The 24,169-nt window shown below is 70.5% G+C and carries 22 protein-coding genes; 21 read left to right on the top strand and 1 reads right to left on the bottom strand.

Going from position 1 to position 24,169, the window contains the following annotated elements:
* Positions 1-4: 4 nt before the first annotated feature.
* The 8 genes from B7K25_RS03990 (at position 5) to B7K25_RS03955 (ending at position 11,080) form a co-directional block, all read left to right on the top strand.
* Positions 5-1,315: an RIP metalloprotease gene (locus tag B7K25_RS03990; RefSeq protein ID WP_084104374.1), complete on the top strand. Its 1,311-nt coding sequence runs from the start codon at positions 5-7 to the stop codon at positions 1,313-1,315.
* Positions 1,316-1,349: 34 nt separating this feature from the next.
* Complete coding sequence (ispG, locus tag B7K25_RS03985) at positions 1,350-2,504, top strand: flavodoxin-dependent (E)-4-hydroxy-3-methylbut-2-enyl-diphosphate synthase (RefSeq protein WP_200807830.1); 1,155 nt, start codon at positions 1,350-1,352, stop codon at positions 2,502-2,504.
* Positions 2,501-3,424: a GNAT family N-acetyltransferase gene (locus tag B7K25_RS03980; RefSeq protein ID WP_084104372.1), complete on the top strand. Its 924-nt coding sequence runs from the start codon at positions 2,501-2,503 to the stop codon at positions 3,422-3,424. Before ispG ends, B7K25_RS03980 begins: the two co-directional genes overlap by 4 nt.
* A gap of 50 nt (positions 3,425-3,474) precedes the next feature.
* On the top strand, positions 3,475-4,617 hold the full coding sequence (locus B7K25_RS03975; protein ID WP_084104371.1) for a sensor histidine kinase: 1,143 nt from the start codon (positions 3,475-3,477) through the stop codon (positions 4,615-4,617).
* On the top strand, positions 4,614-5,300 hold the full coding sequence (locus B7K25_RS03970) for a response regulator transcription factor (protein WP_084104370.1): 687 nt from the start codon (positions 4,614-4,616) through the stop codon (positions 5,298-5,300). The genes B7K25_RS03975 and B7K25_RS03970 overlap by 4 nt, the downstream gene beginning before the upstream one ends.
* A gap of 117 nt (positions 5,301-5,417) precedes the next feature.
* Positions 5,418-6,098 (top strand): hypothetical protein, encoded by a 681-nt coding sequence (locus tag B7K25_RS03965; RefSeq protein ID WP_084104369.1) that lies wholly within the window; start codon positions 5,418-5,420, stop codon positions 6,096-6,098.
* Positions 6,099-6,330: 232 nt separating this feature from the next.
* Positions 6,331-9,042: an S-layer homology domain-containing protein gene (locus B7K25_RS03960; protein WP_159450101.1), complete on the top strand. Its 2,712-nt coding sequence runs from the start codon at positions 6,331-6,333 to the stop codon at positions 9,040-9,042.
* 238 nt (positions 9,043-9,280) lie between these two features.
* Positions 9,281-11,080, top strand: a complete 1,800-nt coding sequence (locus B7K25_RS03955) for a proline--tRNA ligase (protein WP_234988063.1) — start codon at positions 9,281-9,283, stop codon at positions 11,078-11,080.
* Between the two features lie 49 nt (positions 11,081-11,129).
* On the opposite strand, the gene B7K25_RS03950 is transcribed toward B7K25_RS03955, so the two are convergent.
* Positions 11,130-12,128: a hypothetical protein gene (locus tag B7K25_RS03950; protein WP_084104368.1), complete on the bottom strand. Its 999-nt coding sequence runs from the start codon at positions 12,126-12,128 to the stop codon at positions 11,130-11,132.
* A gap of 105 nt (positions 12,129-12,233) precedes the next feature.
* Between B7K25_RS03950 and rimP the strand changes: the two genes are divergently transcribed.
* The 13 genes from rimP to B7K25_RS03885 all read left to right on the top strand — a co-directional run bounded on the left by rimP (position 12,234) and on the right by B7K25_RS03885 (position 24,122).
* Positions 12,234-12,707 (top strand): ribosome maturation factor RimP, encoded by a 474-nt coding sequence (gene rimP, locus B7K25_RS03945; RefSeq protein WP_159450100.1) that lies wholly within the window; start codon positions 12,234-12,236, stop codon positions 12,705-12,707.
* On the top strand, positions 12,707-13,723 hold the full coding sequence (nusA, locus tag B7K25_RS03940; protein WP_084104366.1) for a transcription termination factor NusA: 1,017 nt from the start codon (positions 12,707-12,709) through the stop codon (positions 13,721-13,723). The genes rimP and nusA overlap by 1 nt, the downstream gene beginning before the upstream one ends.
* A gap of 24 nt (positions 13,724-13,747) precedes the next feature.
* Entirely contained in the window at positions 13,748-14,071 is a 324-nt protein-coding gene (locus B7K25_RS03935) for a YlxR family protein (protein WP_084104365.1), read from the top strand.
* A 92-nt stretch (positions 14,072-14,163) separates the two neighbouring features.
* Positions 14,164-16,839 (top strand): translation initiation factor IF-2, encoded by a 2,676-nt coding sequence (infB, locus tag B7K25_RS03930; RefSeq protein WP_084104364.1) that lies wholly within the window; start codon positions 14,164-14,166, stop codon positions 16,837-16,839.
* Complete coding sequence (gene rbfA / locus B7K25_RS03925) at positions 16,839-17,294, top strand: 30S ribosome-binding factor RbfA (RefSeq protein ID WP_084104363.1); 456 nt, start codon at positions 16,839-16,841, stop codon at positions 17,292-17,294. The genes infB and rbfA overlap by 1 nt, the downstream gene beginning before the upstream one ends.
* Positions 17,278-18,210 carry a tRNA pseudouridine(55) synthase TruB gene (gene truB / locus B7K25_RS03920; protein WP_084104362.1) on the top strand — a complete coding sequence of 311 codons (933 nt, stop codon included), beginning with the start codon at positions 17,278-17,280 and terminating at the stop codon, positions 18,208-18,210. The genes rbfA and truB overlap by 17 nt, the downstream gene beginning before the upstream one ends.
* A 71-nt stretch (positions 18,211-18,281) precedes the next feature.
* Positions 18,282-18,671: a cupin domain-containing protein gene (locus B7K25_RS03915; protein ID WP_234988062.1), complete on the top strand. Its 390-nt coding sequence runs from the start codon at positions 18,282-18,284 to the stop codon at positions 18,669-18,671.
* Positions 18,672-18,828: 157 nt separating this feature from the next.
* Complete coding sequence (locus B7K25_RS03910; protein WP_084104361.1) at positions 18,829-19,803, top strand: bifunctional riboflavin kinase/FAD synthetase; 975 nt, start codon at positions 18,829-18,831, stop codon at positions 19,801-19,803.
* Positions 19,804-19,842: 39 nt separating this feature from the next.
* Positions 19,843-20,616 (top strand): amino acid ABC transporter ATP-binding protein, encoded by a 774-nt coding sequence (locus B7K25_RS03905; RefSeq protein WP_084104360.1) that lies wholly within the window; start codon positions 19,843-19,845, stop codon positions 20,614-20,616.
* Between the two features lie 48 nt (positions 20,617-20,664).
* Positions 20,665-21,528: a glutamate ABC transporter substrate-binding protein gene (locus tag B7K25_RS03900; RefSeq protein ID WP_084104359.1), complete on the top strand. Its 864-nt coding sequence runs from the start codon at positions 20,665-20,667 to the stop codon at positions 21,526-21,528.
* Positions 21,529-21,591: 63 nt separating this feature from the next.
* Entirely contained in the window at positions 21,592-22,245 is a 654-nt protein-coding gene (locus tag B7K25_RS03895) for an amino acid ABC transporter permease (RefSeq protein WP_084104358.1), read from the top strand.
* Positions 22,242-23,171: an amino acid ABC transporter permease gene (locus B7K25_RS03890; protein WP_084104357.1), complete on the top strand. Its 930-nt coding sequence runs from the start codon at positions 22,242-22,244 to the stop codon at positions 23,169-23,171. The genes B7K25_RS03895 and B7K25_RS03890 overlap by 4 nt, the downstream gene beginning before the upstream one ends.
* 120 nt (positions 23,172-23,291) lie before the next feature.
* Positions 23,292-24,122 carry a glutamate ABC transporter substrate-binding protein gene (locus B7K25_RS03885; protein ID WP_084104356.1) on the top strand — a complete coding sequence of 277 codons (831 nt, stop codon included), beginning with the start codon at positions 23,292-23,294 and terminating at the stop codon, positions 24,120-24,122.
* The last annotated feature ends 47 nt before the right edge of the window (positions 24,123-24,169 follow it).

Below are 24,169 nucleotides of genomic sequence, written 5' to 3'. Positions count from 1 at the left end.
GCAGATGGCGACGTTGCTGGGGATCCTCGTGCTCGTGGTGGGACTGCTGGTCTCGATCGCGCTGCACGAGCTCGGCCACATGATCCCGGCCAAGCGGTTCGGGGTCAGGGTCAGCGAGTACTTCGTGGGCTTCGGTCCGCGCGTGTGGTCGCGCGTCAAGGGTGAGACCGAGTACGGGGTGAAGGCGATCCCGCTGGGCGGCTACGTGCGACTGGTGGGCATGATCCCGCCGGAGGAGCGCGTCAAGCCCGTCCGTGTGGGCGGGTGGGCAGGCCGCCTCATCGCCGATGCGCGTGACGCCGCCGTCGAGGAGATCCCCGACGGCGAGGACCACCGGGCGTTCTACCACCTCGCGTGGTGGAAGAAGGTCATCGTCATGATGGGCGGCCCGCTCGTGAACCTCGTGCTGGCCGTCATCATCTTCACGGCCGTGCTGTCCACCGTCGGCGCACCCACGCAGTCGCTCACCGTCGGCGCCGTGGTGCCGTGCGTGCCCGCCGCGGGACAGGTCGAGTGCACCGATGCCGACCCCGCGTCACCTGCCGCGGAGGCCGGGCTCGAGGCTGGCGACACGCTCGTCGCCGTCGACGGCGTGGCGGCGGAGGACTGGGAACAGGCGACCGCGATCATCGCCGCGGCGCCGGGCGAGTCCATGGCGCTCGAGATCGTGCGCGACGGCGAGCCGATGACCCTCACCGTGACGCCCGACGCGCGCGAGCGCGTGGTCTACGACGACGAGGGCGAGCCGGTGCTCGATGCGGCGGGGGAGCCGGTCCTCGAGACCGTGGGCTACCTGGGCGTGTACTCCGAGGTGGTCGCCGAGCCGCAGCCGCTGTACGCAGGCGCGGTCCAGACGTGGGACTACCTGGTCGCGACCACCGAGGTCGTCGTCCACCTGCCGGCCCACCTGTGGGACGTGACGCAGGCGGCGCTGGGCATGGAGGAGCGGCGCTCCGACTCGATCATGGGCGTCGTGGGAGTGGGCCGCGTCGCCGGCGAGATCTCGTCTGCCGAGGTCGAGGGCTACGGCGTCTCCGAGCGGATCGGCGACATGCTGATGCTGCTGGGCGGCCTCAACCTCGCGCTCTTCGTGTTCAACATGATCCCGCTCGTGCCGCTCGACGGAGGTCACGTCGCCTCGGCCCTGTGGCAGGGCATCAAGAACGGGTGGGCCCGCTTGCGGTCGCGCCCCGCCCCCGCGCCGGTCGACGTCGCGCGCATGATGCCGCTCGCGTACGGGGTCTTCGGAATTCTGCTGGTGATGGGCGTCGTTCTCATCTACGCGGACATCGTGGCGCCCGTGGACTTCGTGTGACCGGATGCCTGACGCGTGAGGAGATAATGAGACTGTGACTGCCATCGGACTTGGAATGCCCGCGATGCCGGCGCCCGTGCTGGCGCCCCGTCGGAAGACCCGCAAGATCAAGGTCGGGGACGTGTACGTCGGAGGTGACGCGCCGGTCTCCGTGCAGTCGATGACGACGACGAAGACGACGGACATCAACGGCACGCTGCAGCAGATCGCCGAGCTCACCGCGGCCGGCTGCGACATCGTGCGCGTCGCGTGCCCCACGCAGGACGACGCCGACGCGCTGCCGATCATCGCGAAGAAGTCGCAGATCCCCGTCATCGCGGACATCCACTTCCAGCCCAAGTACGTGTTCGCCGCGATCGAGGCCGGCTGCGCCGCGGTGCGCGTCAACCCGGGCAACATCAAGAAGTTCGACGACCAGGTCAAGGAGATCGCCCAGGCCGCGAAGGACCACGGGACGTCCCTGCGTATCGGCGTCAACGCGGGCTCGCTCGACCCCCGCCTGCTGCAGAAGTACGGCAAGGCCACGCCGGAGGCGCTCGTCGAGTCCGCCGTCTGGGAGGCGAGCCTGTTCGAGGAGCACGACTTCCACGACTTCAAGATCTCCGTCAAGCACAATGACCCCGTCGTCATGGTGGAGGCCTACAAGCAGCTGTCCGAGCGCGGCGACTGGCCGCTCCACCTCGGCGTCACCGAGGCCGGCCCCGCCTTCCAGGGCACCATCAAGTCCGCGACGGCCTTCGGCGCACTGCTCAGCCAGGGCATCGGCGACACCATCCGCGTGTCCCTGTCCGCCCCTCCCGTCGAGGAGGTCAAGGTCGGCATCCAGATCCTGCAATCGCTCAACCTGAAGGAGCGCAAGCTCGAGATCGTGTCGTGCCCGTCGTGCGGCCGCGCCCAGGTCGACGTCTACGAGCTCGCGGAGAAGGTGACCGCCGGTCTCGAGGGCATGGAGGTGCCGCTGCGCGTCGCCGTCATGGGCTGCGTCGTCAACGGACCCGGGGAGGCCCGCGAGGCCGATCTCGGCGTCGCCTCCGGCAACGGCAAGGGCCAGATCTTCGTCAAGGGCGAGGTCATCAAGACCGTCCCCGAGTCGCAGATCGTGGAGACCCTCATCGAGGAGGCCATGCGCATCGCCGAGACCATGGAGCCCGTCGAGGGCGCGGCGCCAGAGGTGGTCGCCACGTCATGACCGACTCGCTGCTCCGGCGCGCTCAGCATTCGCTGGCGCCGGCGCAGCGTCGTGACCTCGAGGGCCTGCGCGACCTGTGCGCCCAGGACCCCGTCGCCACGGTCGTTCCCGCGATGCACCTGGACGCGGCCCTCGCCTCCGGCGTGGTGCCCGCGGGCATGTGGGTCGTGCGGCGCCGCTCGGGCTGGGGGCGTGAGACCGCTGGCCTCATCTGGGCGAGCGCGAACCTGTGTGCCGTGGTCCCGTCGACCGGAGACGCCGACGCCGACGAGGACACCCGCGCGGACATCGCCGCGGCGATGGTCGGGAGGCTCTCGCGCCCGGCCGCGATCGTCGGGGAGGCGGACCTGACCCTCGACCTGTGGGGTCGGGTGGAGCCGTGGTGGGGTCCCGTGCGCGAGGTGCGCGCGAGGCAGGCGTCGATGGTCATCGACGGAGCGGTGCGCCGGGTGGCGCCGCTGAGCGCGCCCGAGCTGCACCTCGAGGCGGTCCGCGCCGCCCGTGAGGACGACTACGACGCGCTGCTTCCCGCGTGCGTGCACATGTTCATCGGCGAGGTGGGATACGACCCGATGCGTCACGGACGCACCGCGTACGAGGAGCGCCTGCGGTACCTGGTGCGTGCCGGGCGGGCGTACATCCAGTACGGCGTCGCCGAAGGCAGGCGGCAGATCGTGTTCAAGGCCGAAGTCGGCGCTCTCGGTGGCGGCGTCGCCCAGCTGCAGGGGGTCTGGGTGCACCCAGCGTTGCGCGGCCGTGGGCTCGCGCGTGCTGGGCTCGCGGCCGTCGTCGAGGCGGTGCGCCGCGATCACGCGCCCAGGGTCTCGCTTTACGTCAACGACTTCAACGCTCCCGCCTTGCGCGCCTACGAGGCCGTCGGATTCCGCACGGTCGGCACCTTCGCCACCGTGATGTTCTAGGAGCGATCTCGCACTATCGCGCGAGCGGCCGGGTGGACTAGGTTTCCCTCGTGAGCGCACGCGCGCAGCCTGCGGGCGGGTCTTGGCGGCCCCCGACGATCGACATCGCGATCGCCGTCCTCTTCGCCGCGCTCACCGTCGCTGAGGCGCTGTCCGCGGGGGACGATCGTGGCCCGTGGCGCCTCGGCATCGCGCTCGTCGGTGTCGCGGCCTTGGCCTGGCGCCGGCGCGCGCCCATCCTGGTGGCGGCGATCCTCGTCGGCTCGGACCTGTTGTCGAACCCCGAAGGCCGCTTCTCCACCGTGCTGGCACTCGTGGTCGCCTCGTACACCGTGGGGTTCGAGTCTCCGTCGCCGCGCCGGTATGCCGGGCTTGCGCTGCTGGTGGTTCCGTTCGTGGGCGCGGCCGTGTCGCGCGAGGCGTTCGAGTTCTCGGACCTCGCCGCCTCGGTCGTGTTCCTCGCGGGCCCGTGGATGGTTGGTGTGGCGACCGCGGTGCGGGCTGAGCGATCCGCCGAGGCGATCGCGCTGGCAGACAGGCTTGCGAGAGAGCAGGACGCGCGTGAGGCCGAGGCCGTGGCGGACGAGCGCGCTCGGATCGCCCGCGAGCTCCATGACGTCGTCGCGCACTCGCTCACGGTCGTGACCATCCAGTTGCAGGCGGTGCGGCGCCGCCTCGGCGACGACCATGCCGACGAGGCGCGCGACCTCTCCGCGGCCGAGACCGTCACGCGTGAGGCGATGGGGGAGATGCGACGGCTGCTCGGGGTGCTGCGGGGCGGCGGCGACGGAGACCTCGCGCCCGCGCCCGGCCTGGACGAGCTGCCACGCCTCGTCGAGCGGCTGTCGACCCCTCACACGTCGGTGCACCTCGCGATCGAGGGAACGCCGCGACCGCTGACGCCCGGCCTGGACCTCGCCGCGTTCCGGGTCGCGCAGGAGGCCATCACCAACGCGACCCGGCACGCCCACGCCTCCCGCATCGACGTCGCCGTCCGGTGGGAGGCCGGCCGGGTGGTGCTCGAGGTGCGGGACGACGGCCGCGGCATGCCGAGCGAGGACACCCTGGGCGGGCACGGCCTCGTCGGGATGCGTGAGCGCATCGCGCTGTACGGCGGGCACCTCGACATCGCCGATGCGTCCGGCGGCGGCGTGGTGGTCACGGCGGCCTTCGCGCGGGAGGGGACGGCATGAACGACGACAGAATCAGGGTGGTCGTCGCCGATGACCAGGGGATGGTCCGCGCCGGCTTCCGGTCGCTGCTGTCGAGCGAGCCGGACATCGAGGTTGTCGGCGAGGCCGCCGACGGGGAGCAAGCGGTCGCCGCCGCGCGTCGCGAGCGGCCCGACGTGATGCTCATGGACATCCGCATGCCGCTCCTTGACGGCATCGAGGCCACGCGCCGCATCACCGCCGTCGGAGGCGGACCACGCGTGCTGGTGCTCACGACCTTCGACCTCGACGAGTACGTGTTCGCGGCACTCCAGGCGGGAGCCTCGGGCTTCATGCTGAAGGACGCGCCCGCAGAGGAGCTCGCCGCAGCCATCCGCGTGGTCGCTGCCGGCGAGGCGCTGCTCGCGCCGCGCATCACCGCCCGCGTGATCGACGCCTTCGTCACTCGGGCCGCGCTCCGCAGGCCGGTCGCCGGGAGCGAACTCGCGCTGCTCACGGCGCGCGAGCTCGAGGTGCTCGGGCTCGTCGCGCGCGGCGCATCCAACGCGGACATCGCACGCGAGCTGTTCGTCACCGAGGCGACGGTCAAGACGCATGTGTCAAACCTGCTGGCGAAGCTTGGTCTGAAGGATCGAGTGCAGGCCGTGATCTACGCGTACGAACACGGAGTGGTGGCCCCGGGGGAGGCCGTCCCTCCGTCCTGAGGCGGAGATCAGAATCCGTCGCAGGAGGTAGGCGAAGTTCGCGCTTCCGGGCGATCCGGTTCAGACGTCGTGCCTGGACAGTGGTGGTGTCCGCTCCACTCGAAAGGAAACACCCGCATGTCCACCACCGTCCCCACGCTCGCCCCGTCCGGGGTCGAGCCAGCGCCGCTCGCGGTGCAGCTGCGTCGTTGGACGCTCATCGCGATGCCCGTACTCGCAGGCATCCTCTGCACCGTTGCCACGCTCGCCGACCCCGCTCCCGGCGCCACCGGTGCCGAACTCAATGAGGCCTACACCGACGGCATGGCCGCGCTGCAGATCAAGTCCTTCGCCTTCCACTGGGGCTACGCCCTGTGGGTGGCCCCGGCACTGCTCATTGCGTCGACGATCATCGGCCGCGGCCGCGTGATCGCGAACATCGCCGCGGTTCTCGCGTTCTGCACGCTCACCACGTTGCCCGGGATGCTGATGGTCGACTGGATCCAGTCCGCCATCGGCCAGCTCTACGGCCCTGAGGCGATCGACGAGGTCTTCACCGTCGTCTCCGATCAGGCGTGGGCCTTCCCGCTCCTGCAGATGCCGGCCATGCTCGGCCTATTCCTGGCTGTGCCGCTCGCGATGGTCGCGCTGTGGAGGGCGGGCCGCGCCCGCTGGTGGGCTCCCGCCGCCGCGCTCGCAGCGTTCGTGGCCTTCATGGCGTCGAGCGCCACGTGGCCCGGCACGCTCGCCGCGACGGCGTTCCTCACGGTCGTCGGCGTGGCGCTGGAGCGGGCCACCCGACCGGGGGCGAGCGCGTAGCCTCGCCCTCCGCGCGGCCCGTCGGGTGATCCCCGGCGGGCCGCGTGCACGCACCGCACGTCCCGTTTGTCCGTTTCTGACGGTGAGTTTTCTCACATCTGATATCGACGGCCCGTTTGCGCGTCCGGCGATGTCGGACGGCGTGCTTAACGTGAGGCACGCCATTGCACGTCGGGCCTCGTGAAAATCGTCACGATACGCGCGGCTGCATCGACTGCTGAGGGAACAACCCATGCACCAGAAGAGTGCCCGCATCGTCGCGGGCGTCTCCCTCGCGGCACTCGCCGCGACCCTGGTCGGCACCGCCGCCCAGGCCACTGTCACTGTCGACACCGCGGGTACGCCCGTCGCGTCGCCCACCGACGTCGGCGCGCCGACCGCCTGCGCCGCGGTCGAGACCGTGTACCTGTCCGACACGAACACGACGAGTGCGCTTCATCAGTGGACCCTGTCAGACGGTTCGGCGACAGCCTTCACTCCTGACGGGCTCGACATCGTCTCGACCAGCAAGGTCGGCTACATGAACTACGAGATCGAGCGGTTCGACGTCGCCGATGCAGGCGAGCCTGCGTTCGACTACGTCCGGGTCGGCGAGGACGACGAGTTCGACATCAGCCTCAACCTCGCTTACTCCGAGGACAGCTCCGGTAGCTGGGCGGGCACACTCGTCTACGAGCCCGGCGTCTACGGCGTCGGCAACTGGTGGAGCACCAAGGACAACAAGAACGGCAACTGGCACCTCTTCACCCTCGAGGAGCTTGTGGAGGATCTCCCCGAGGCGATGGTTCTGGGCGTCGGCTTCTCGCTCGGATCGACCCAGGAGGGCACTGGCACGGTGAAGTCCCTCACCGCCGGCTGTGCTGAGTATCGCTTCCTCGACACCGCATCGGTGCCGCACGGACCCGCGCTTCCGACCTCAGTCGTCGACTTCGAGGACGCGGCGCACGCCGCGGGAGCCGATGGGGGCCTTTCCGGCGTCGCCATCGCGGGTGCCGACAAGACTATGCCGGCTGCCGCGGGCTGCTACTACGCCGAGGCGCCGGTCGTCCAGTACAACACCAGCGTGTTCACGCGTTACGCGGGCTACTCGTCGGTCTTCCCCGAGGGCGGCTACACGGCGTCGGCTGACTTCTACCTCGACGCCACCGCACCCGCGGGTCAGTTCGACTGGTCGCACGCGATCAATGGAACCGACGGCTCGGGCAAGCGGGACTTCATCTTCCACGCTGGCGCCGACGGTGCGGGCACGTGGACGGTCGGTGTTTCCAACAACGCCGCGAACTCGTCGCCGTACCTGAGCGGCTTCGGCGCCGCGCCTGTCACGGTGACGGACTCCGGCTGGTACACGTTCCAGCACACGGTACGCGCGCAGGACAACCTCGCGTACGTCGACCTCGCAGTGCTCGACGCGCACGGTGACGAGGTCGCCGCGTGGACGCTCGGCGGCAACGCGGCCGACATCGTCCCCACCGTCATCGGTGGCAACCGGTACGGCTGGCTCGTCAACAACTCGTACGAGAACCTGCCGATCGACAACGTCCTCCTCAACGCCGAGCGTCCCACGGACGCTTGCCCGGCTGCCGACTTCACCGAGCTCAACGCGGCGCTGGCCAAGGCGGACGCGCTGGACGAGGGCCTCTACACCGCCGAGTCCTTCGCCGCTGTGACCACGGCCGTCGAGGCCGCGGCTGCGGTCGAGGGTGCGAACAAGCTCGAGCAGGACGAGGTCGACGCTGCGACGGCCGCCATCGAGGATGCGATCGCCGCTCTCGAGTTTGGTCCGGCGGACGTCGCGGACCTCGAGCAGGCGCTCGCGGAGGCTGAGGCTGTCGTCCGCACCGATCGCACGCCCGAGTCGCTCGAGCTGCTCGACGCAGCGATCGTGCTCGGCAAGGGCGTCCTCGGCTCGACCGCGGACGCTCAGGTCGAGGTCGACGCGGCGGTTGCGGTTCTCAAGGCCGCGATCGAGGCGCTGGACTACCTGCCGGCCAACGTCGACGTGCTGAAGGCGGCGATCGCCTCCGCCGACGCCGTGAACCGTTCGCAGCGCACGCCGGGTTCGCTCGCGAACCTCGACGCCGCGGTGGCGGCAGGCGAGGCACTCCTCAACGCCAATGTCACGCAGCAGGACCAGGTCGCCGCGGCGACCAAGGACGTGCTCGATGCGATCGACGACCTCGTCTACCGCTCGGCCGACACGGCCGCGCTGAAGTCGGCCCTCGCGGCCATCAAGGGCGTCAACCTGTCGAACTACACGGTGCCGTCGGTGGCGAAGGTCAACACGGCGCTCAAGGGCGCGAACGTCCTCGTCAACGCGGACATCCGCTCGCAGGGCGAGGTGAACGCCAAGGCCAAGGAGCTGCGCATCGCCTACCAGGGCCTGGTCCGCATCCCGAAGTTCTCGGACATCGCGACCAGCCAGTTCCGCACCCACATCGAGTGGTTCGCGGCGCAGGGCATCACCACGGGCTACGCGGACGGCACCTACCGCCCGCTCGGCACCGTGAACCGTGACGCCATGGCGGCCTTCCTCTACCGCTGGGCCGGCTCGCCCGCGTACACGGCGCCCTCGAAGTCGCCGTTCGCGGACGTCCCCACCTCCCAGCCGTACTACAAGGAGATCGCGTGGCTGGCCTCGGAGGGCATCTCCACCGGCTGGGCCGTGGGCAGCAAGAAGGAGTACCGCCCGTACGAGCCCATCGACCGCAACGCGATGGCGGCGTTCCTCTACCGGTTCGCTGACGTGAAGGGCTACACGGCTCCTTCGAAGTCCCCGTTCGTGGACGTGAAGGTCGGCCAGCAGTTCTACAAGGAGATGGCGTGGCTCGCCGAGACCGGCGTCTCGACTGGCTGGACCGTCCCCGGCGGCAAGGAGTTCCGTCCGTCGGAGTCGATCACCCGCGACGCGATGGCCGCCTTCCTCTACCGGATGGACCGCTTCTAGCCTCCTGACGGTGTGACCGCATGACGGGGCCCTGAGACCACTCGGTCTCAGGGCCCCGCTGCGTGTCCCGGCGGTGCGGCAGAGGCGCCCCGGCGCGTTCCCGACTGACCGAGGCGAGATGCGTCGGTCGGGAACGCGCGCATCGGCCCTCCTGACGCACGGAGGGCGCGGACGTCAGTGCGGAACGCACACGCCGCCCCGGAACGGCGCCGCCGCCCCGCGCCACTACGCTTGACCCATGCTCCGCATGTCCACGCTCTTCCTCCGTACGCTTCGCGAGGACCCGGCCGACGCCGAGGTCGCCTCCCATAAGCTCCTGGTCCGCGCCGGCTACATTCGCCGCGCCGCCCCCGGCATCTATTCGTGGTTGCCGCTCGGCCTCAAGGTGCTCGCCAAGGTCGAGGCCGTGGTGCGCGAGGAGATGGAGGCCGCCGGCAGCCAGGAGGTGCACTTCCCGGCGCTGCTGGGCAAGGAGCCCTACGAGGCGACCGGACGCTGGGACGAGTACGGCCCCAACCTCTTCCGCCTGCAGGACCGCAAGGGCACGGACATGCTGCTCGCGCCCACGCACGAGGAGATGTTCACCCTGCTCGTGAAGGACCTCTACAGCAGCTACAAGGACCTGCCGCTGTCGCTGTTCCAGATCCAGACCAAGTACCGCGATGAGGCGCGCCCGCGTGCGGGCCTGCTGCGCGGCCGCGAGTTCATCATGAAGGACGCCTACACGTTCGACATCGACGACGAGGGGCTCGAGGCCGCGTACCAGAAGCAGCGCGCCGCCTACATCCGGATCTTCGACCGGCTCGGCATCGACTACGTCATCGTCAACGCGATGTCCGGCGCGATGGGCGGCTCGAAGTCCGAGGAGTTCCTCGCGCCCACCGAGATCGGCGAGGACACGTTCGTGCGCTCGGCCGGCGGCTACGCGGCCAACGTCGAGGCGGTCACGACGCCCGTCCCGCCCGCCCTCGACTGGACCGACGCCCCCGAGGCGCACGTCGAGGACACCCCGGACACCCCGACCATCGAGACGCTCGTCGCGGCAGCGAACGCGAGCCACCCGCGCCCCGACCGCGAGTGGACGGCGGCGGACACCCTCAAGAACGTGGTGATCGCCGCGACGGACCCGACCGGCGCTCGCGCGATCATCGTCGTCGGCGTGCCCGGCGACCGCGACGTCGACCTCACCCGTCTCGAGGCGGCGCTCGCTCCCGCGACCGTGGAGGCCGCGACCGAGGAGGACCTCAAGTCCCGCCCCGAGCTCGTGAAGGGCTACATCGGCCCCGGCGCGCTCGGCCCGCAGGCGCGTCCCGACGGCGTCGAGTACCTCTCCGAGGGCGACACCGCCATCCCGTACCTCCTCGACCCGCGCATCGTCCCCGGCACGCGCTGGATCACCGGCGCGAACGTCCACGGCAAGCACGTGTTCGACCTGGTGGCCGGGCGCGACTTCGTCGGTGACGGCACCATCGAGGCCGCAGCGGTGCGAGCGGGGGACCCTGCTCCCGACGGCTCGGGCCCGCTCGAGCTCGCGCGCGGAGTCGAGATCGGCCACATCTTCCAGCTGGGCCGCAAGTACGCCGAGGCGCTCGACCTCAAGGTCCTCGACGTCAACGGCAAGCAGCAGGTCGTCACCATGGGCTCGTACGGCGTGGGCGTCACCCGCGTCATGGCGCTGCTCGCGGAGCTCAACAACGACGAGCTCGGCCTCGCCTGGCCCGCCCACGTCGCGCCGTACCACGTGCACGTCGTGGCGACCGGCAAGGACCAGGAGGTCTTCGACGCCGCTGAGTCGCTCGCGACCGGCCTCGAGTCGTCCGGCATCGAGGTGCTCTTCGACGACCGTCCCAAGGTCTCGCCCGGCGTGAAGTTCAAGGACGCCGAGCTGCTCGGAGCCCCGTTCATCCTCGTCGCCGGCCGCGGCCTCGCGGACGGCGAGGTCGAGCTCAAGGACCGCCGCGCCGGGACGAGCGAGGCACTGCCCGTCGCCGATGCGGTGACTGAGGTCGCCCGACGCGTCCAGGACGCGCTCGGCTGAGCTCTGCCCGTCTGAGCTCTCCGCGCTGCAGCGCCGATGCGCTCGCTGGCTACTCGTCCGGCGTCGCCGAGGTCTCGGCGACGGTGAGTCCCGGTAGGGCCGGCACGGCGTAGGCGTCGGCTGACGCGTCGCCGAGCGCGGCCGCCTGCGCGTACGCGTCGAACGCGGCGTTGAGGAGCCACGGCATGTCCTCGGCGCCCGCGGACACGGCCAGCGCGGCGTACGTATCGCCGAGCGCGTCCTGCAGGCCCGTCGCCGTCGAGAGCGCGTGCGTCGAGTCGTCCACCTGGTCGAACGTCAGCACGTACACAGCCTCGCGCAGGTCCTCGACGCCGGGGACGGAGACGAGCGCCTCCGCGCGCGCGGCGTGCAGGGCGCGCAGCTCGAGCCACTGCCCGCGCAGGTCCTCGCCGGCCCGGGCCGCGAGGACCTCGTAGGCGTAGCGGGCCTGGTCGTGCTCGAGCGCGAGCTGGGCGAGCACGGTCGCGTCGATGGCGGTGGCCTCGCCTGGCAGCAGGTCAGGGTGCGGCAGCGAGGGGCTCGCGAGGGTGCGTTCCGCGACCACCGGCTGACCGGCATCGGCGACCGCGTCGGCGACCCACACCGCGAACCAGCTCGACAGCGCGTGCGCCAGCCCCGCCGAGGCGAGCAAGGAGGCGAGGTCGGCGTCGTCGGCCACGAGCGCATCGGCCAGGTGGCCGTCCCGTGCCTGCGTGACGGCGTCCTGCAGCGCGAGCGACGTGGGAGCGGGCGACGGGCTCGCCGTCGCGTCGGGATACGCGACGTACAGGCCCCCGAGGGCGTCCAGCCGCTCCTGGGCGTCGGGGTCCTCGATCTGGACGAGGACCGACGTGGCCGCGGTGGCGTCGACGCCCGGGTCCGACGTCGCGTCGACGACCGCCTGCTCGCGCTCGGCCGCGTCGTCGCGCATCACCGTCGCAGCGTCGGGGGAGGGCCAGTCGGGCGGCGGCGTCTCGGCTCGCCACGAGCATGCCGACAGCACGAGCGCCGCGGCCGCAGCGATGGCCCAGGTCGTGTGCGCCCTCATGGCCGTCATCCTCCCATGGGCCCCCGCGGGGTGGTCTCACGCAGGTACACTGTCTGCGACCGAATTTCAGGAACGGAACGCGCACTCGCGCAGGAGGCTGGGCCCATGGACCTCACGACCAGGATCGCCGAGCTGGCCGCGCCGGGCGCCGCCGAGGCGGGGCTCGTCCTCGACGGCGTGAGCGTGTCTCCCGCAGGCAAGCGCACTCGCGTGACCGTCACCGTCGACCTGCCAGAGACGGAGGTCGGCAGCGCGGACCTCGACCGCGTCGCCGAGGCCAGCCGTGCGATCGGCGCGGCTCTCGACGAGGCCAACGTGCCGTCGACGCCGTACGTGCTCGAGATCGGCACGCCCGGCACGGACCGGCCGCTCACCGAGCGCCGCCACTTCCTGCGTGCCCGCACGCGCAAGGTCGCGCTCGCGCTCGTGGACGGCACGGAGACCGTGGCCCGCCTCACCGACGTGGAGGGCGACACGCTGGTGCTCGACGCGCCGCACGGCGTCGAGCGCATCGACATCGCGGATGTCGCCGAGGGGCGCATCGAGGTCGAGCTCAAGCGTCTGGACGAGGGGGCCTGATGGACATCGACATGTACGCGCTCAAGAGCCTCGAGAAGGAGCGCGAGATCAGGCTCGACGTGCTGGTCGACGCGATCGAGCAGGCGCTTGTCTCCGCGTACCACAAGACCCCGGGAGCCTTCCGGCACGCGCGCGCCCACGTGGACCGCGACACCGGCAAGGTGTCGATCTTCGCCCGCGAGGACCCCGAGCCCGAGTCGGAGGTCGCGCTCGAGGACCTGCCCGAGTTCGACGACACCCCGGAGAACTTCGGCCGCATCGCGACGGCCACCGCCCGCCAGGTGATCGTGCAGCGCATGCGCCAGGTCGGCGACGACGCCGTGCTCGGCTCGTACGCGGGCAAGGAGGGACACCTGGTCTCCGGCGTCATCCAGCAGAGCGCAGACCCGCGCAACGTCCACGTCGACATCGGCGAGACCGAGGCGCTGCTGCCGCCGCACGAGCAGGTCCCGACCGAGATCTACACGCACGGCGAGCGCCTGCGCGGGTACGTCCTCGACGTCTCGCGCGGCCAGAAGGGCCCGTCGATCACGCTGTCGCGCACCCACCCTGGGCTCGTGCGCAAGCTCTTCGAGCTCGAGGTCCCCGAGATCGCGGACGGCACCGTCGAGATCATGTCGCTCGCCCGCGAGTCCGGCCACCGCACCAAGATGGCCGTGCGCGCGACCGAGCCGGGTGTGAACGCCAAGGGCGCGTGCATCGGCCCCATGGGCTCGCGCGTGCGCGCCGTCATGAGCGAGCTGCGTGGCGAGAAGATCGACATCGTCGACTGGGACGAGGACCCCGCGACCTTCGTGGGCAACGCCCTGTCGCCCTCGCGCGTCGTGTCGGTCACCGTGGTCGACGAGGAGGCGCGCGCCGCACGGGTCGTCGTGCCCGACTTCCACCTGTCGCTGGCGATCGGCAAGGAGGGGCAGAACGCCCGCCTCGCCGCCCGTCTCACGGGGTGGCGGATCGACATCCGGTCGGACGAGGCGCCCGACACTCCGGGGCGCGCCGCGCCCGAGCGTCCCTAGCCCGCGCGCCGAGACGCTAGACTGATGGAGCCGAGTTCGCCTTCCGGTGACATCGACGCGCGTTCGCACGAACCCGTGCGCACCTGTGTGGGATGCCGCAGCAAGGCGGCTCGGTCGGCTCTGGTGCGACTCGCACTCGAGGACGGCCGCGTGGTCGTCGACGAGCGTGAGTCGCTGCCGGGACGGGGTGCGTGGCTGCATCCCGAGTCCGATTGCCTTGCGCAGGCGTTGCGTCGCAACAGCATCGGGAGAGCGTTGCGCTCTCCTGGCGCCGATGCGAGCAGCGTGGCCCTCCCCGGGCGCGCGGGACCCAGCGCCGCCATGCCCACCATCGAAGTCAAGGGATGAAAGCCCATGAGCGACCGATGAGTACCTCACGATGAGTACCCACTCGTAACGATGGTTCGACCCTGCCTCGGTCGGACCGAGACAGGAGAATTGTGGCAAAGCCCCGCGTTCATGAGATCGCGAAAGAGCTCGGAGTCTCGAGCAAGGATCTGATCGCCAAGCTGAACGAGCTCGGCGAGTACGTCAAGGGCGCCTCGTCGGCGCTCGAGGCGCCCGTCGTGCGCAAGGCCCGCGAGGCCTTCCCCGCGAACGCCGGCGGCGACGCTCCCAAGGCGTCCGCCCCCAAGGCCCCCGCGAAGCCTGCCGTGAAGCCCGGCCCCAAGCCCGGCCCGAAGCCGGCGGCTCCGGCCCCCGAGGCCGAGGCGCCCGCGCCTCAGGCTCCTCAGGCGCCTGCGGCGGAGAAGCCCGCGGCACCCGCCGCGCCTGCCGCTCCCGCGGCGTCCGGTGCCTCGCCCGCCGACATGCCCAAGCCCCGCCCCCGTCCGGGCGGCAACAACCCGTTCTCGGATCGCGCAGCCGGACCCCGTCCGCGCCCGCGTCCGGGCGGCAACAACCCCTTCCAGACCCAGCGTCCCGGCGGCGCGCGTCCCGGTGGTCCGGGCGCACGGCCCGGCGGCCCGGGTGCAGGTGGCCCCGGCGGCCCCGGTCGCGGACCGCGTCCGAGCCCGGGCCAGATGCCCAACCGCACGCCCGGTGGCCCCGGCGCGCCTGCGGGTCGCGGTGGTCCCGGCGGTCGTGGTCCTGGTGGCCCCGGCGGTCGCGGACCTGGCGGTCCCGGCGGCTTCGGTGGTCCCGGCGGCCGTCCGGCCCCCGGTGGTCGCGGTCGCGGCGGCGGCACCGCCGGCGCCTTCGGACGCCAGGGTGGCAAGCCCGCGCGCTCGCGCAAGAGCAAGCGCGCCAAGCGGGCCGAGTACGAGCAGCAGCAGGCTCCGGCGATCGGTGGCGTCAACATCCCGCGGGGTGACGGCGAGACGCTGATCCGCCTGCGCCGCGGCGCGACGCTCACGGACTTCGCCGAGCGCATCGACGTGAACCCCGCGTCGCTGGTCACGGTGCTGTTCCACCTGGGCGAGATGGCCACGGCCACGCAGTCGCTCGACGAGGACACCTTCGAGTCGCTCGGCGCAGAGCTGGGCTACAAGATCCAGATCGTGTCCCCCGAGGAGGAGGACCGCGAGCTGCTCGAGGACTTCGGGCTCGACCTAGAGGCCGAGCTCGAGGCCGAGACGGACGAGGACCTCGAGGACCGCCCGCCGGTCGTCACGGTCATGGGTCACGTCGACCACGGAAAGACGCGCCTGCTGGACTCCATCCGCAAGGCCGACGTCATCTCCGGCGAGGCCGGCGGCATCACCCAGCACATCGGCGCCTACCAGGTGCACCACGAGCACGACGGCCAGACCCGTGCCATCACCTTCATCGACACCCCGGGTCACGAGGCGTTCACCGCCATGCGTGCCCGTGGTGCCCAGGTGACGGACATCGCGATCCTCGTGGTCGCGGCCGACGACGGCGTGATGCCCCAGACCATCGAGGCGCTCAACCACGCCCAGGCGGCGAACGTGCCGATCGTGGTCGCGGTCAACAAGGTGGACAAGGAGGGGGCCAACCCCGACAAGATCCGCCAGCAGCTCACCGAGTACAACCTGGTCGACGAGGAGTGGGGTGGCGACACGATGTTCGTCAACGTCTCCGCGCTCAAGAACCAGGGCATCGACGACCTCCTCGAGGCGGTGCTGCTGACGGCGGACGCCGGCCTCGAGCTGCGTGCGAACCCCAACAAGGACGCGCGTGGTGTGGCCGTCGAGGCTCACCTCGACAAGGGCCGCGGCGCCGTCGCGACCGTCCTGGTCAACTCGGGAACGCTGCGCGTGGGCGACTCGATCGTCGCCGGCACGGCCTACGGCCGCGTGCGCGCCATGTTCGACGAGCACGACCAGCCTGTCGAGGAGGCCACGCCTGCCCGTCCGGTCCTGGTCATCGGCCTCACATCCGTGCCTGGCGCCGGCGACACCTTCCTGGTGGCCGAGGACGACCGCACCGCCCGACAGATCGCGGAGAAGCGCGAGGCTGCTGAGCGTGCCGCTCAGCTCGCCAAGCGCCGCAAGCGCATCAGCCTCGAGGACTTCACGAAGGCCATCGAGGAGGGCAAGGTCGACACCCTCAACCTCATCATCAAGGGTGACGTGTCCGGTGCCGTCGAGGCACTCGAGGACGCGCTGCTCCAGATCGATGTGGGCGACGAGGTCGACCTGCGCATCATCCACCGTGGCGTGGGTGCCGTGACGCAGAACGACGTGAACCTGGCGACGGTCGACAACGCGATCATCCTGGGCTTCAACGTCCGTCCCGCGGAGCGCGTCCAGGACCTCGCGGACCGCGAGGGCGTGGACATGCGCTTCTACTCGGTCATCTACCGCGCCATCGAGGACGTCGAGGCGTCGCTCAAGGGCATGCTCAAGCCGGAGTTCGAGGAGCGTCAGGTGGGCGCCGCGGAGATCATGGAGATCTTCCGCTCGTCCAAGTTCGGCAACATCGCCGGATCCCTGGTGCGCAGCGGCAAGATCGTCCGCAACGCCAAGGCGAAGGTCGTCCGCGAGGGCGTCGTCATCGGCGAGCCGACCATCGACACCCTGCGCCGCTTCAAGGACGACGCCACCGAGGTCAAGGACGGATTCGAGTGCGGTATCGGCCTGGGCAAGTTCAACGACATCCAGGTCGGTGACATCATCGAGACGTTCGAGATGGTCGAGATCCCGAGGTCCTAATGGCAGACAGCGCACGGGCACTCCGGCTCGCGGGCACCATCAAGAAGCTGGTGGCCCGCGCGCTGGAGACCGAGATCAAGGATCCCCGGCTGGGGTTCGTGACGGTGACCGACGTTCGCGTCACCGGCGACCTCCAGCAGGCGTCCGTGTTCTACACCGTCTACGGCGGGGAGGAGGAGCGCGCGGCCACGGCCGCCGCCCTCGCTTCGTCGAAGGGACGGCTGCGCTCGCTGGTGGGGCGTGAGCTGGGCATCCGGCTCACGCCCACCCTCGAGTTCCACCTCGACGCGGTCCCCGAGACCGCAGCGAGCCTGGACAAGGCGCTGCACGAGGCGCAGCAGCGGGACGCCGAGCTCGCCAAGCTGCGCGAGAACGCGCAGTACGCGGGGGAGGCGGACCCGTACCGTCACCCCGAGGACGACGAGTCTGACGGCGCCGATGGCGAGGCGCGCTAAGGACGAGCCCGCCCCCGGGCTGGTCCTCGTCGACAAGCCCGCGGGCTGGACCTCGCACGACGTCGTGGGACGCATGCGGCGTCTCGCCGGCACGCGCAAGGTCGGCCACGCCGGGACGCTCGATCCCATGGCGACTGGGCTGCTCGTCATCGGCATCGGCCGGGCGACCAAGCTGCTCACCTACGTGGTGGGCCACGACAAGGTCTACGAGGCGACCATCCGGCTGGGCCAGACGACGGTCACGGACGACGCCGAAGGCGACGTCACGGCGACCGCCGACGCCACGGATGTCACCTCACCGCAGATCGCCGATGCGATCGCTGGGCTGACCGGCGACATCCAGCAGGTGCCGAGCTCGGTCAGCGCGATCAAGATCGACGGCGAGCGCGCCTACAAGCGGGTGCGCGAGGGCGAGGACGTCGAGCTGCCCGCGCGGCCCGTGACGGTGCACGCGTTCTCGGTGCTGGGCGCCCGACGGGAGGGGACGTTCATCGACCTCGACGTCCGCGTGGACGTGTCGTCCGGCACTTACGTGCGCGCCCTCGCGCGCGACCTCGGCGCCGCGCTCGGGGTCGGCGGCCACCTCACCGCCCTGCGCCGCACCAGCGTCGGCGACCTCGAGATCAAGGACGCGGCGACTCTGGATGCGCTCGGAGACATCGTGGAGGCCGGGGGAGAGGTCCCGCGGCTCGGGCTCGGCTCCGCCGCTGCCGACATCATGCCCGTGCACGCCCTGAGCGAGACCGAAGCGGTCGCGCTGGGTTACGGCCAATGGCTCGACGCCGACGCCGGGATCGCCTGGGACGGCCCCCTCGCGGCGCTCGATCCCGCGGGCGACCTGGTCGCCATCGTGCGACCCGAAGGCGGACGCCTCAAGCCCGAGGTGGTCTTCAAGCCCTCGGGACAGGCGTCCTAGCAAGGGACCAGCGTCACAGGTGCGGCCGGAAAGGCGGGCCTAGCCTCATCGAGAGGCGAGAGGAGCCCCGCATGTCCGCCACCCCGTCCCAGCCCGCCCGGCTGCGTCCCTCGATGCTCGGCGTCGACCCAGCCGACGCATCGGCCCACATGACCGCCGTCGACGACCTCGCGAGCCTCGTGGCTGTCCAGCCCGAGTCCACGCTGTCGCGGACCGTGCTCAAGGAGCCCGGCTCGCGCATCGTGATGTTCGCGTTCGACGAGGGCCAGGTGCTCACCGAGCACACCGCGGCGATGCCCGTGCTGCTCATGGTGCTCGAAGGTCGACTGGCGATCACGGCCGACGGCCGCACCGAGGAGCTCGTCCCGGGCGGCGTGATCCACCTCGGCACGCGCCTGCCGCACGCGGTGGAGGCGCTCGAGCCATCCAAGCTCGCGCTGATCATGCTCGACCACCGGTAGGCGCACGCGCCGCCGGGCCCACGACCCGCCGCTGCGCTTTGGCACAGCGCAGTCCGGTGCCTCCGCTGCGCTCCGGCATGGGGCCGTCGGGTGCCTGCGCTGCGCTCCGGCATGGGGCCGTCGGGTGCCTCCGCTGCGCTCCGGCACAATGGCACCCATGCAGATGTGGAACTCGCTCGCGGACGTCCCCGCGGATCTTGGGCCCACGACGGTGACGCTCGGCAACTTCGACGGCGTGCACCGCGGGCACCAGGCGGTGCTCACGCGCATGGTGGCCGACGCCAAGGCGCGAGGCCAGCGTGCCGTCGCGATGACGTTCTGGCCCCACCCCAAGGCCGTCCACGACCCGGAGCACCCGCCCGTCCTCATCATGGGCATCGACGACCGGCTCGACAGCATGGCTCAGACCGGCCTGCACGGCACCATCGTCGTGCCGTACACCCTCGAGTTCGCCCAGCAGACGCCCGAGGAGTTCGTCCGCACGTGGCTCGTCGAAGGGCTGAACGCCCAGCGCGTCGTCGTCGGCAAGGACACCAAGTTCGGGCGAGGCAACGCGGGCGACGTCGACACCCTGCGTGAGCTCGGCGACGCGCTCGGCTTCGAGGTCGAGGTCATCGACGACGCCTGCGCGATCTCCGAGTCCGGGCGACGCTGGTCCTCCACCTGGGTGCGCGAGCTTCTCGACGACGGCAAGCTCGTCGAGGCCGCGGAGGTTCTCGGCCGCCTGCACGGCGTGCGCGGGACCGTGGTCCACGGCGACAAGCTGGGCCGGGAGATCGGGTTCCCGACCGCGAACCTCGACGTCTCCTCGGGCATGATCCCGCGCCACGGCGTGTACGCCGGCTACCTCGGCATCCTGGAGGCCGGCGACGGGCCGAGCGCGACGCCGCCGAGCACGACGCCGCTGCCGGCGGCCATCAGCATCGGCCATAACTACACCGTCGGCAGCGAGGGGCTGCGCGTCGAGGCGTACGTCATCGACGGCAAGGGACTCGACCTGTACGGCGCCGACGTCGAGCTCGCTCTCGTCGAGTGGCGCAGGCCGATGCTCGACTTCGGCTCGCTCGACGCGCTCGTCGACGCGCTCGCCGAGGATGTCGCGTGGTGCCGCGACGTGTTACATCTCGATTAAGCCCGGCCACAAACAGGTGAATGCGGCTATGGTCGAGTCATGGACGAAAGCCCTGGAAGCACCGGCGTAGGGGACACCAGCCACCTCGTCAGGCTCGCGGAGGTCAACAAGCACTTCGGCGACCTGCACGTCCTCAAGGACATCAACCTTGCGGTCGCGAAGGGCGAGGTCGTCATCGTGATCGGCCCCTCCGGCTCGGGAAAGTCGACGCTGTGCCGCGCGATCAACCGCCTGGAGACCATCGACACCGGTTCGATCACCATCGACGGCCAGGAGCTGCCCGCCGAGGGCAAGCCGCTCGCGCGCCTGCGTGCGGACGTCGGCATGGTGTTCCAGTCGTTCAACCTGTTCGCCCACAAGACGATCCTCGAGAACGTGACCATGGGCCCCATCAAGGTCAAGGGCATGTCGAAGGCCGAGGCGAACGAGCAGGCCATGGCGCTGCTCGAGCGCGTGGGTGTCGCGAACCAGGCGGAGAAGTACCCGGCCCAGCTCTCGGGCGGTCAGCAGCAGCGAGTCGCCATCGCGCGATCGCTCGCGATGAAGCCCAAGGTGATGCTCTTCGACGAGCCGACCTCGGCGCTCGACCCCGAGATGATCAACGAGGTCCTGGATGTCATGACGGACCTCGCGAAGGAGGGCATGACGATGATCGTCGTGACCCACGAGATGGGCTTCGCCCGCAAGGCTGCGAACCGCGTGGTGTTCATGGCCGACGGAGCGATCCAGGAGGAGGCGACGCCGGAGGAGTTCTTCACGAACCCCAAGTCCGAGCGCGCCAAGGACTTCCTGTCGAAGATCTTGACGCACTAGTGCGTGAGGGCCCCGGGCAATCCTCGGGGCGGGACAAGAGGAGAGACAATGCTGAAGAAGACCAGGATGGCCGCGCTCGGTGCGGCTGCCGCGATCGCTCTCGCAGCGTGCTCGTCGGGCGACGGCGAGACCGCCGACGTCGACGCCGGGGACTTCCCCGAGGGCTCGACGATGGCGACGCTGGCCGAGGCCGGCTCCATCACGATCGGCACCAAGTTCGACCAGCCGCTGTTCGGCCTGCTGGCGCCGAGCGGCGACCCCGAGGGCTTCGACGTCGAGATCGGCAAGATCATCGCGGGCGAGCTCGGCATCTCCGAGGACAACATCGAGTGGGTCGAGACGGTGTCCGCGAACCGCGAGCCCTTCATCCAGGATGGCTCCGTCGACATCGTCGTGGCGACCTACACGATCAACGATGACCGCAAGGAGCTCATCAGCTTCGCGGGCCCGTACTACAACGCGGGCCAGGCGCTCATGGTGCTGGCGGACAACGAGGACATCACGTCTCCGGACGACCTCGCAGGCAAGAACGTCTGCTCGGTCGAGGGATCGACGCCCGCGCAGAACATCGCGGACAACTACCCCGACGCCGAGCTGTCGCTGTTCGCGGCCTACACCGACTGCCTCGAGCCGCTGCGCAACGGCCAGGTCGACGTGGTGACCACGGACAATGTCATCCTCGCCGGCTACGTGGCCGAGGACGACGCGTTCAAGGTCGCGGGTGAGCCCTTCACCGAGGAGCCCTACGGCATCGGCCTCACCCGTGAGGACACCGAGTTCCGCAACTGGATCAACGACGTCCTCGAGGAGATCTTCGAGGACGGCCGCTGGCTCGAGGCCTGGAACGAGACCGCAGGCACCGTGCTCCCCGAGCCCGAGCAGCCCACGGTCGACCGGTACGAGGTCAGCTGATCGACGCCGTGCGTGGCCCCTCGCCGAGGGGCCACGCACGGCCATCACCCGTCAGGAGAGTGCGTGCAGACGTTCATCGAGGAGTTCGGCTTCATCTGGGGCGCGTTCCTGGCGACCCTGTCGCTGACCGCTCTGTCCGGGATCCTCGCCCTCGTCGCCGGCACGGTCCTCGCCGCGTTCCGCGTCTCACCCATCGGCCCGCTGCGGACCTTCGCCACCGTCTACGTCGAGATCGTCCGCAACACCCCGCTCACCCTGATGTTCTTCTTCTGGGTGTTCGTGGCGCCGGCCTTCGGCTTCGTGTTCCCGCAGCTCGGCTTCTGGCCGGCCATCGTGTCGCTCAGCATCTACACGAGCGCATTCGTGTGCGAGGCGATGCGGTCGGGCATCAACTCGGTTGGCATCGGCCAGGCTGAGGCCGCGCGCTCCATCGGCTTCACCTTCGGGCAGACGCTCACGCAGGTGGTGCTGCCCCAGGCGTGGCGCTCCGCCATCCCGCCGCTGATCTCCGTGCTCATCGCGCTGACGAAGAACACCTCGGTCGCGGCAGGCTTCGCGTACACCGAGCTCACGGCCTCGTCGCAGCGCCTCATGAACGCCAACCCGGTCGACGGCCTGTGGATCTTCTTCGGCGTGGGCCTCATGTACTTGGTGATCACGATCCCGTTGGGCGTGCTCGCCGGCAGGATCGAGAAGAAGGTGGCGTTCGCGCGATGAGCTCCGAGTCCTCCGTCCTGTACGACGCCCCCGGCCCCAAGGCGATCCGCCGCGACCGGATCTACAACATCGTCTTCACCCTGGGCTTCCTCGCGCTGTTCGGCTACCTCGCGTACCGGATGTACCAGAACGGCATCTTCGACGAGCGGTGGTTGGTGCTCACCGACCCGCCCAAGGGGCAGAGCGCGGGCGACGTGTGGCACTCCCTGCTCGCACGCGGCCTGGTGGCCACGCTCACCGCCGCCGCGATCGCAGCGCCCATCGCCCTGCTCATCGGTGGCTCGCTGTCGGTGGTGCGTCGAGGCGCCACCGGCAGGGTGCTCAGCGGTTCGGCCGCCGTGACGACCGAGCTCGCACGCGGCCTGCCAGTCCTGCTGCTGATGTTCCTCGCCAAGCTCGTGTTCGGCTGGTCACCCCTGTGGTCGGTCGTGTTCGGCCTCGTGGTCTACAACGCCGCCGTGGTCGCGGAGATCCTGCGCGCCGGTCTTGCCGCGCTTCCCAAGGGCCAGCGCGAGGCCGGGCTCAGCATCGGCCTGTCGCCCATGCGCACCACGGTGCTCATCGAGCTGCCGCAGGCGGTGCGCATCATGCTTCCCGCGCTGGTGAGCCAGCTGGTGGTGCTCCTCAAGGACACCTCGCTCGGCTACATCGTGGGCTACCAGGAGCTGCTGCGCGTCGTGAAGCTCAACCGCGACTACTTCGGCGACTACTACCTGGTGCCGCTGTTCTTCGTCGGCGCGATCATCTACATCCTCATCAACCTCTCGATCTCGCGTCTCGCGATCTGGCTCGAGGGCCGCATGCGGCGCTCGAAGCACGTCGCCAAGAAGGACGACGGCTCCTCCGCGATGCACGAGGGGGGTGCCGAGGCCAAGCGGTACGCCGCGAACACCGGCTACGGGACCGGGGGCACGCCGGGTCCGTAGCCAGCCCCCGCGTCGGCCCTCCGGCGGCGCCGGGAGCACGCTTGCCGGGGACGCGCGCAGACCTGCTGCATGCGTAGGGGTCAGGCTTCGCTACTCTCACTTCCGAGAGAGAGGGGTCTCATGTCCGCGATGAGGAACGTCGGCGTGGGAGGCGCTGTGCTCGCCGCCGTCGCGCTCGCTGGTTGCAGCAGCGACGAGTATCCGGATGGGTCGACCATGGCGAGCCTGGCGGACGCCGGCGCCGTGACGGTGGGCATCAAGTACGACCAGCCGCTGTTCGGCGAGCTCGACGACGCGGGCGTGCCGCAGGGCTTCGACGTCGAGGTGGCGCGCATGATCGCGGCCGAGCTCGGCATCGACGAGGACGGGATCACGTGGGTCGAGGCCGTCTCGGGGGAGCGCGAGGAGATGCTGAGCGGCGGTGACGCGGACTTCATCGTCGCGACGTACACGATGTCGAGCGAGCGCAAGGAGGTCGTGGGCTTCGCGGGGCCGTACTACGTCGCCGGTCAGTCGCTCCTGACGCGCACCGACGATGCGTCCGTCGCCTCGGTCACGGACCTCGCCGACAAGCAGGTCTGCTCGGTCGACGGGTCGACCGCCGCGCGCACGGTCGAGCAGCTCGCGCCCGAGGCCAACCTGGTGCTGTTCGACGACTACGGGGCGTGCCTCGACGCCTTGCTCGCGGGCCAGGTCGACGTGCTCACCACGGACGACGTCATCCTCGCCGGCTATGCGGCGGAGGCGGACGGTGCGCTGCGCCTCGTCGGAGGCAACTTCACGTCCGAGCCGTACGGCATCGGCGTCGCGCTCGCGGACGACGAGTTCCGGCTGTGGATCAACGACGTCCTCGAGGAGGCGATCGACGACGGCCGCTGGAAGGACGCCTGGGACTCGACCGCGGGCGCGGTCCTGCCGGACCCGCAGCAGCCGCACCTCGATCGCTACTGATCCGTCACCTGGCGCCGCTGGCGCGGTGAACGCGCGCTGAACACTGC

This window comes from Demequina sp. NBRC 110056 (assembly GCF_002090155.1).
Taxonomy (GTDB): Bacteria; Actinomycetota; Actinomycetes; order Actinomycetales; family Demequinaceae; genus Demequina.
The sequence above is the reverse complement of the archived record's forward strand: the minus strand, read 5'-3'. Positions and strand labels throughout refer to the sequence as shown.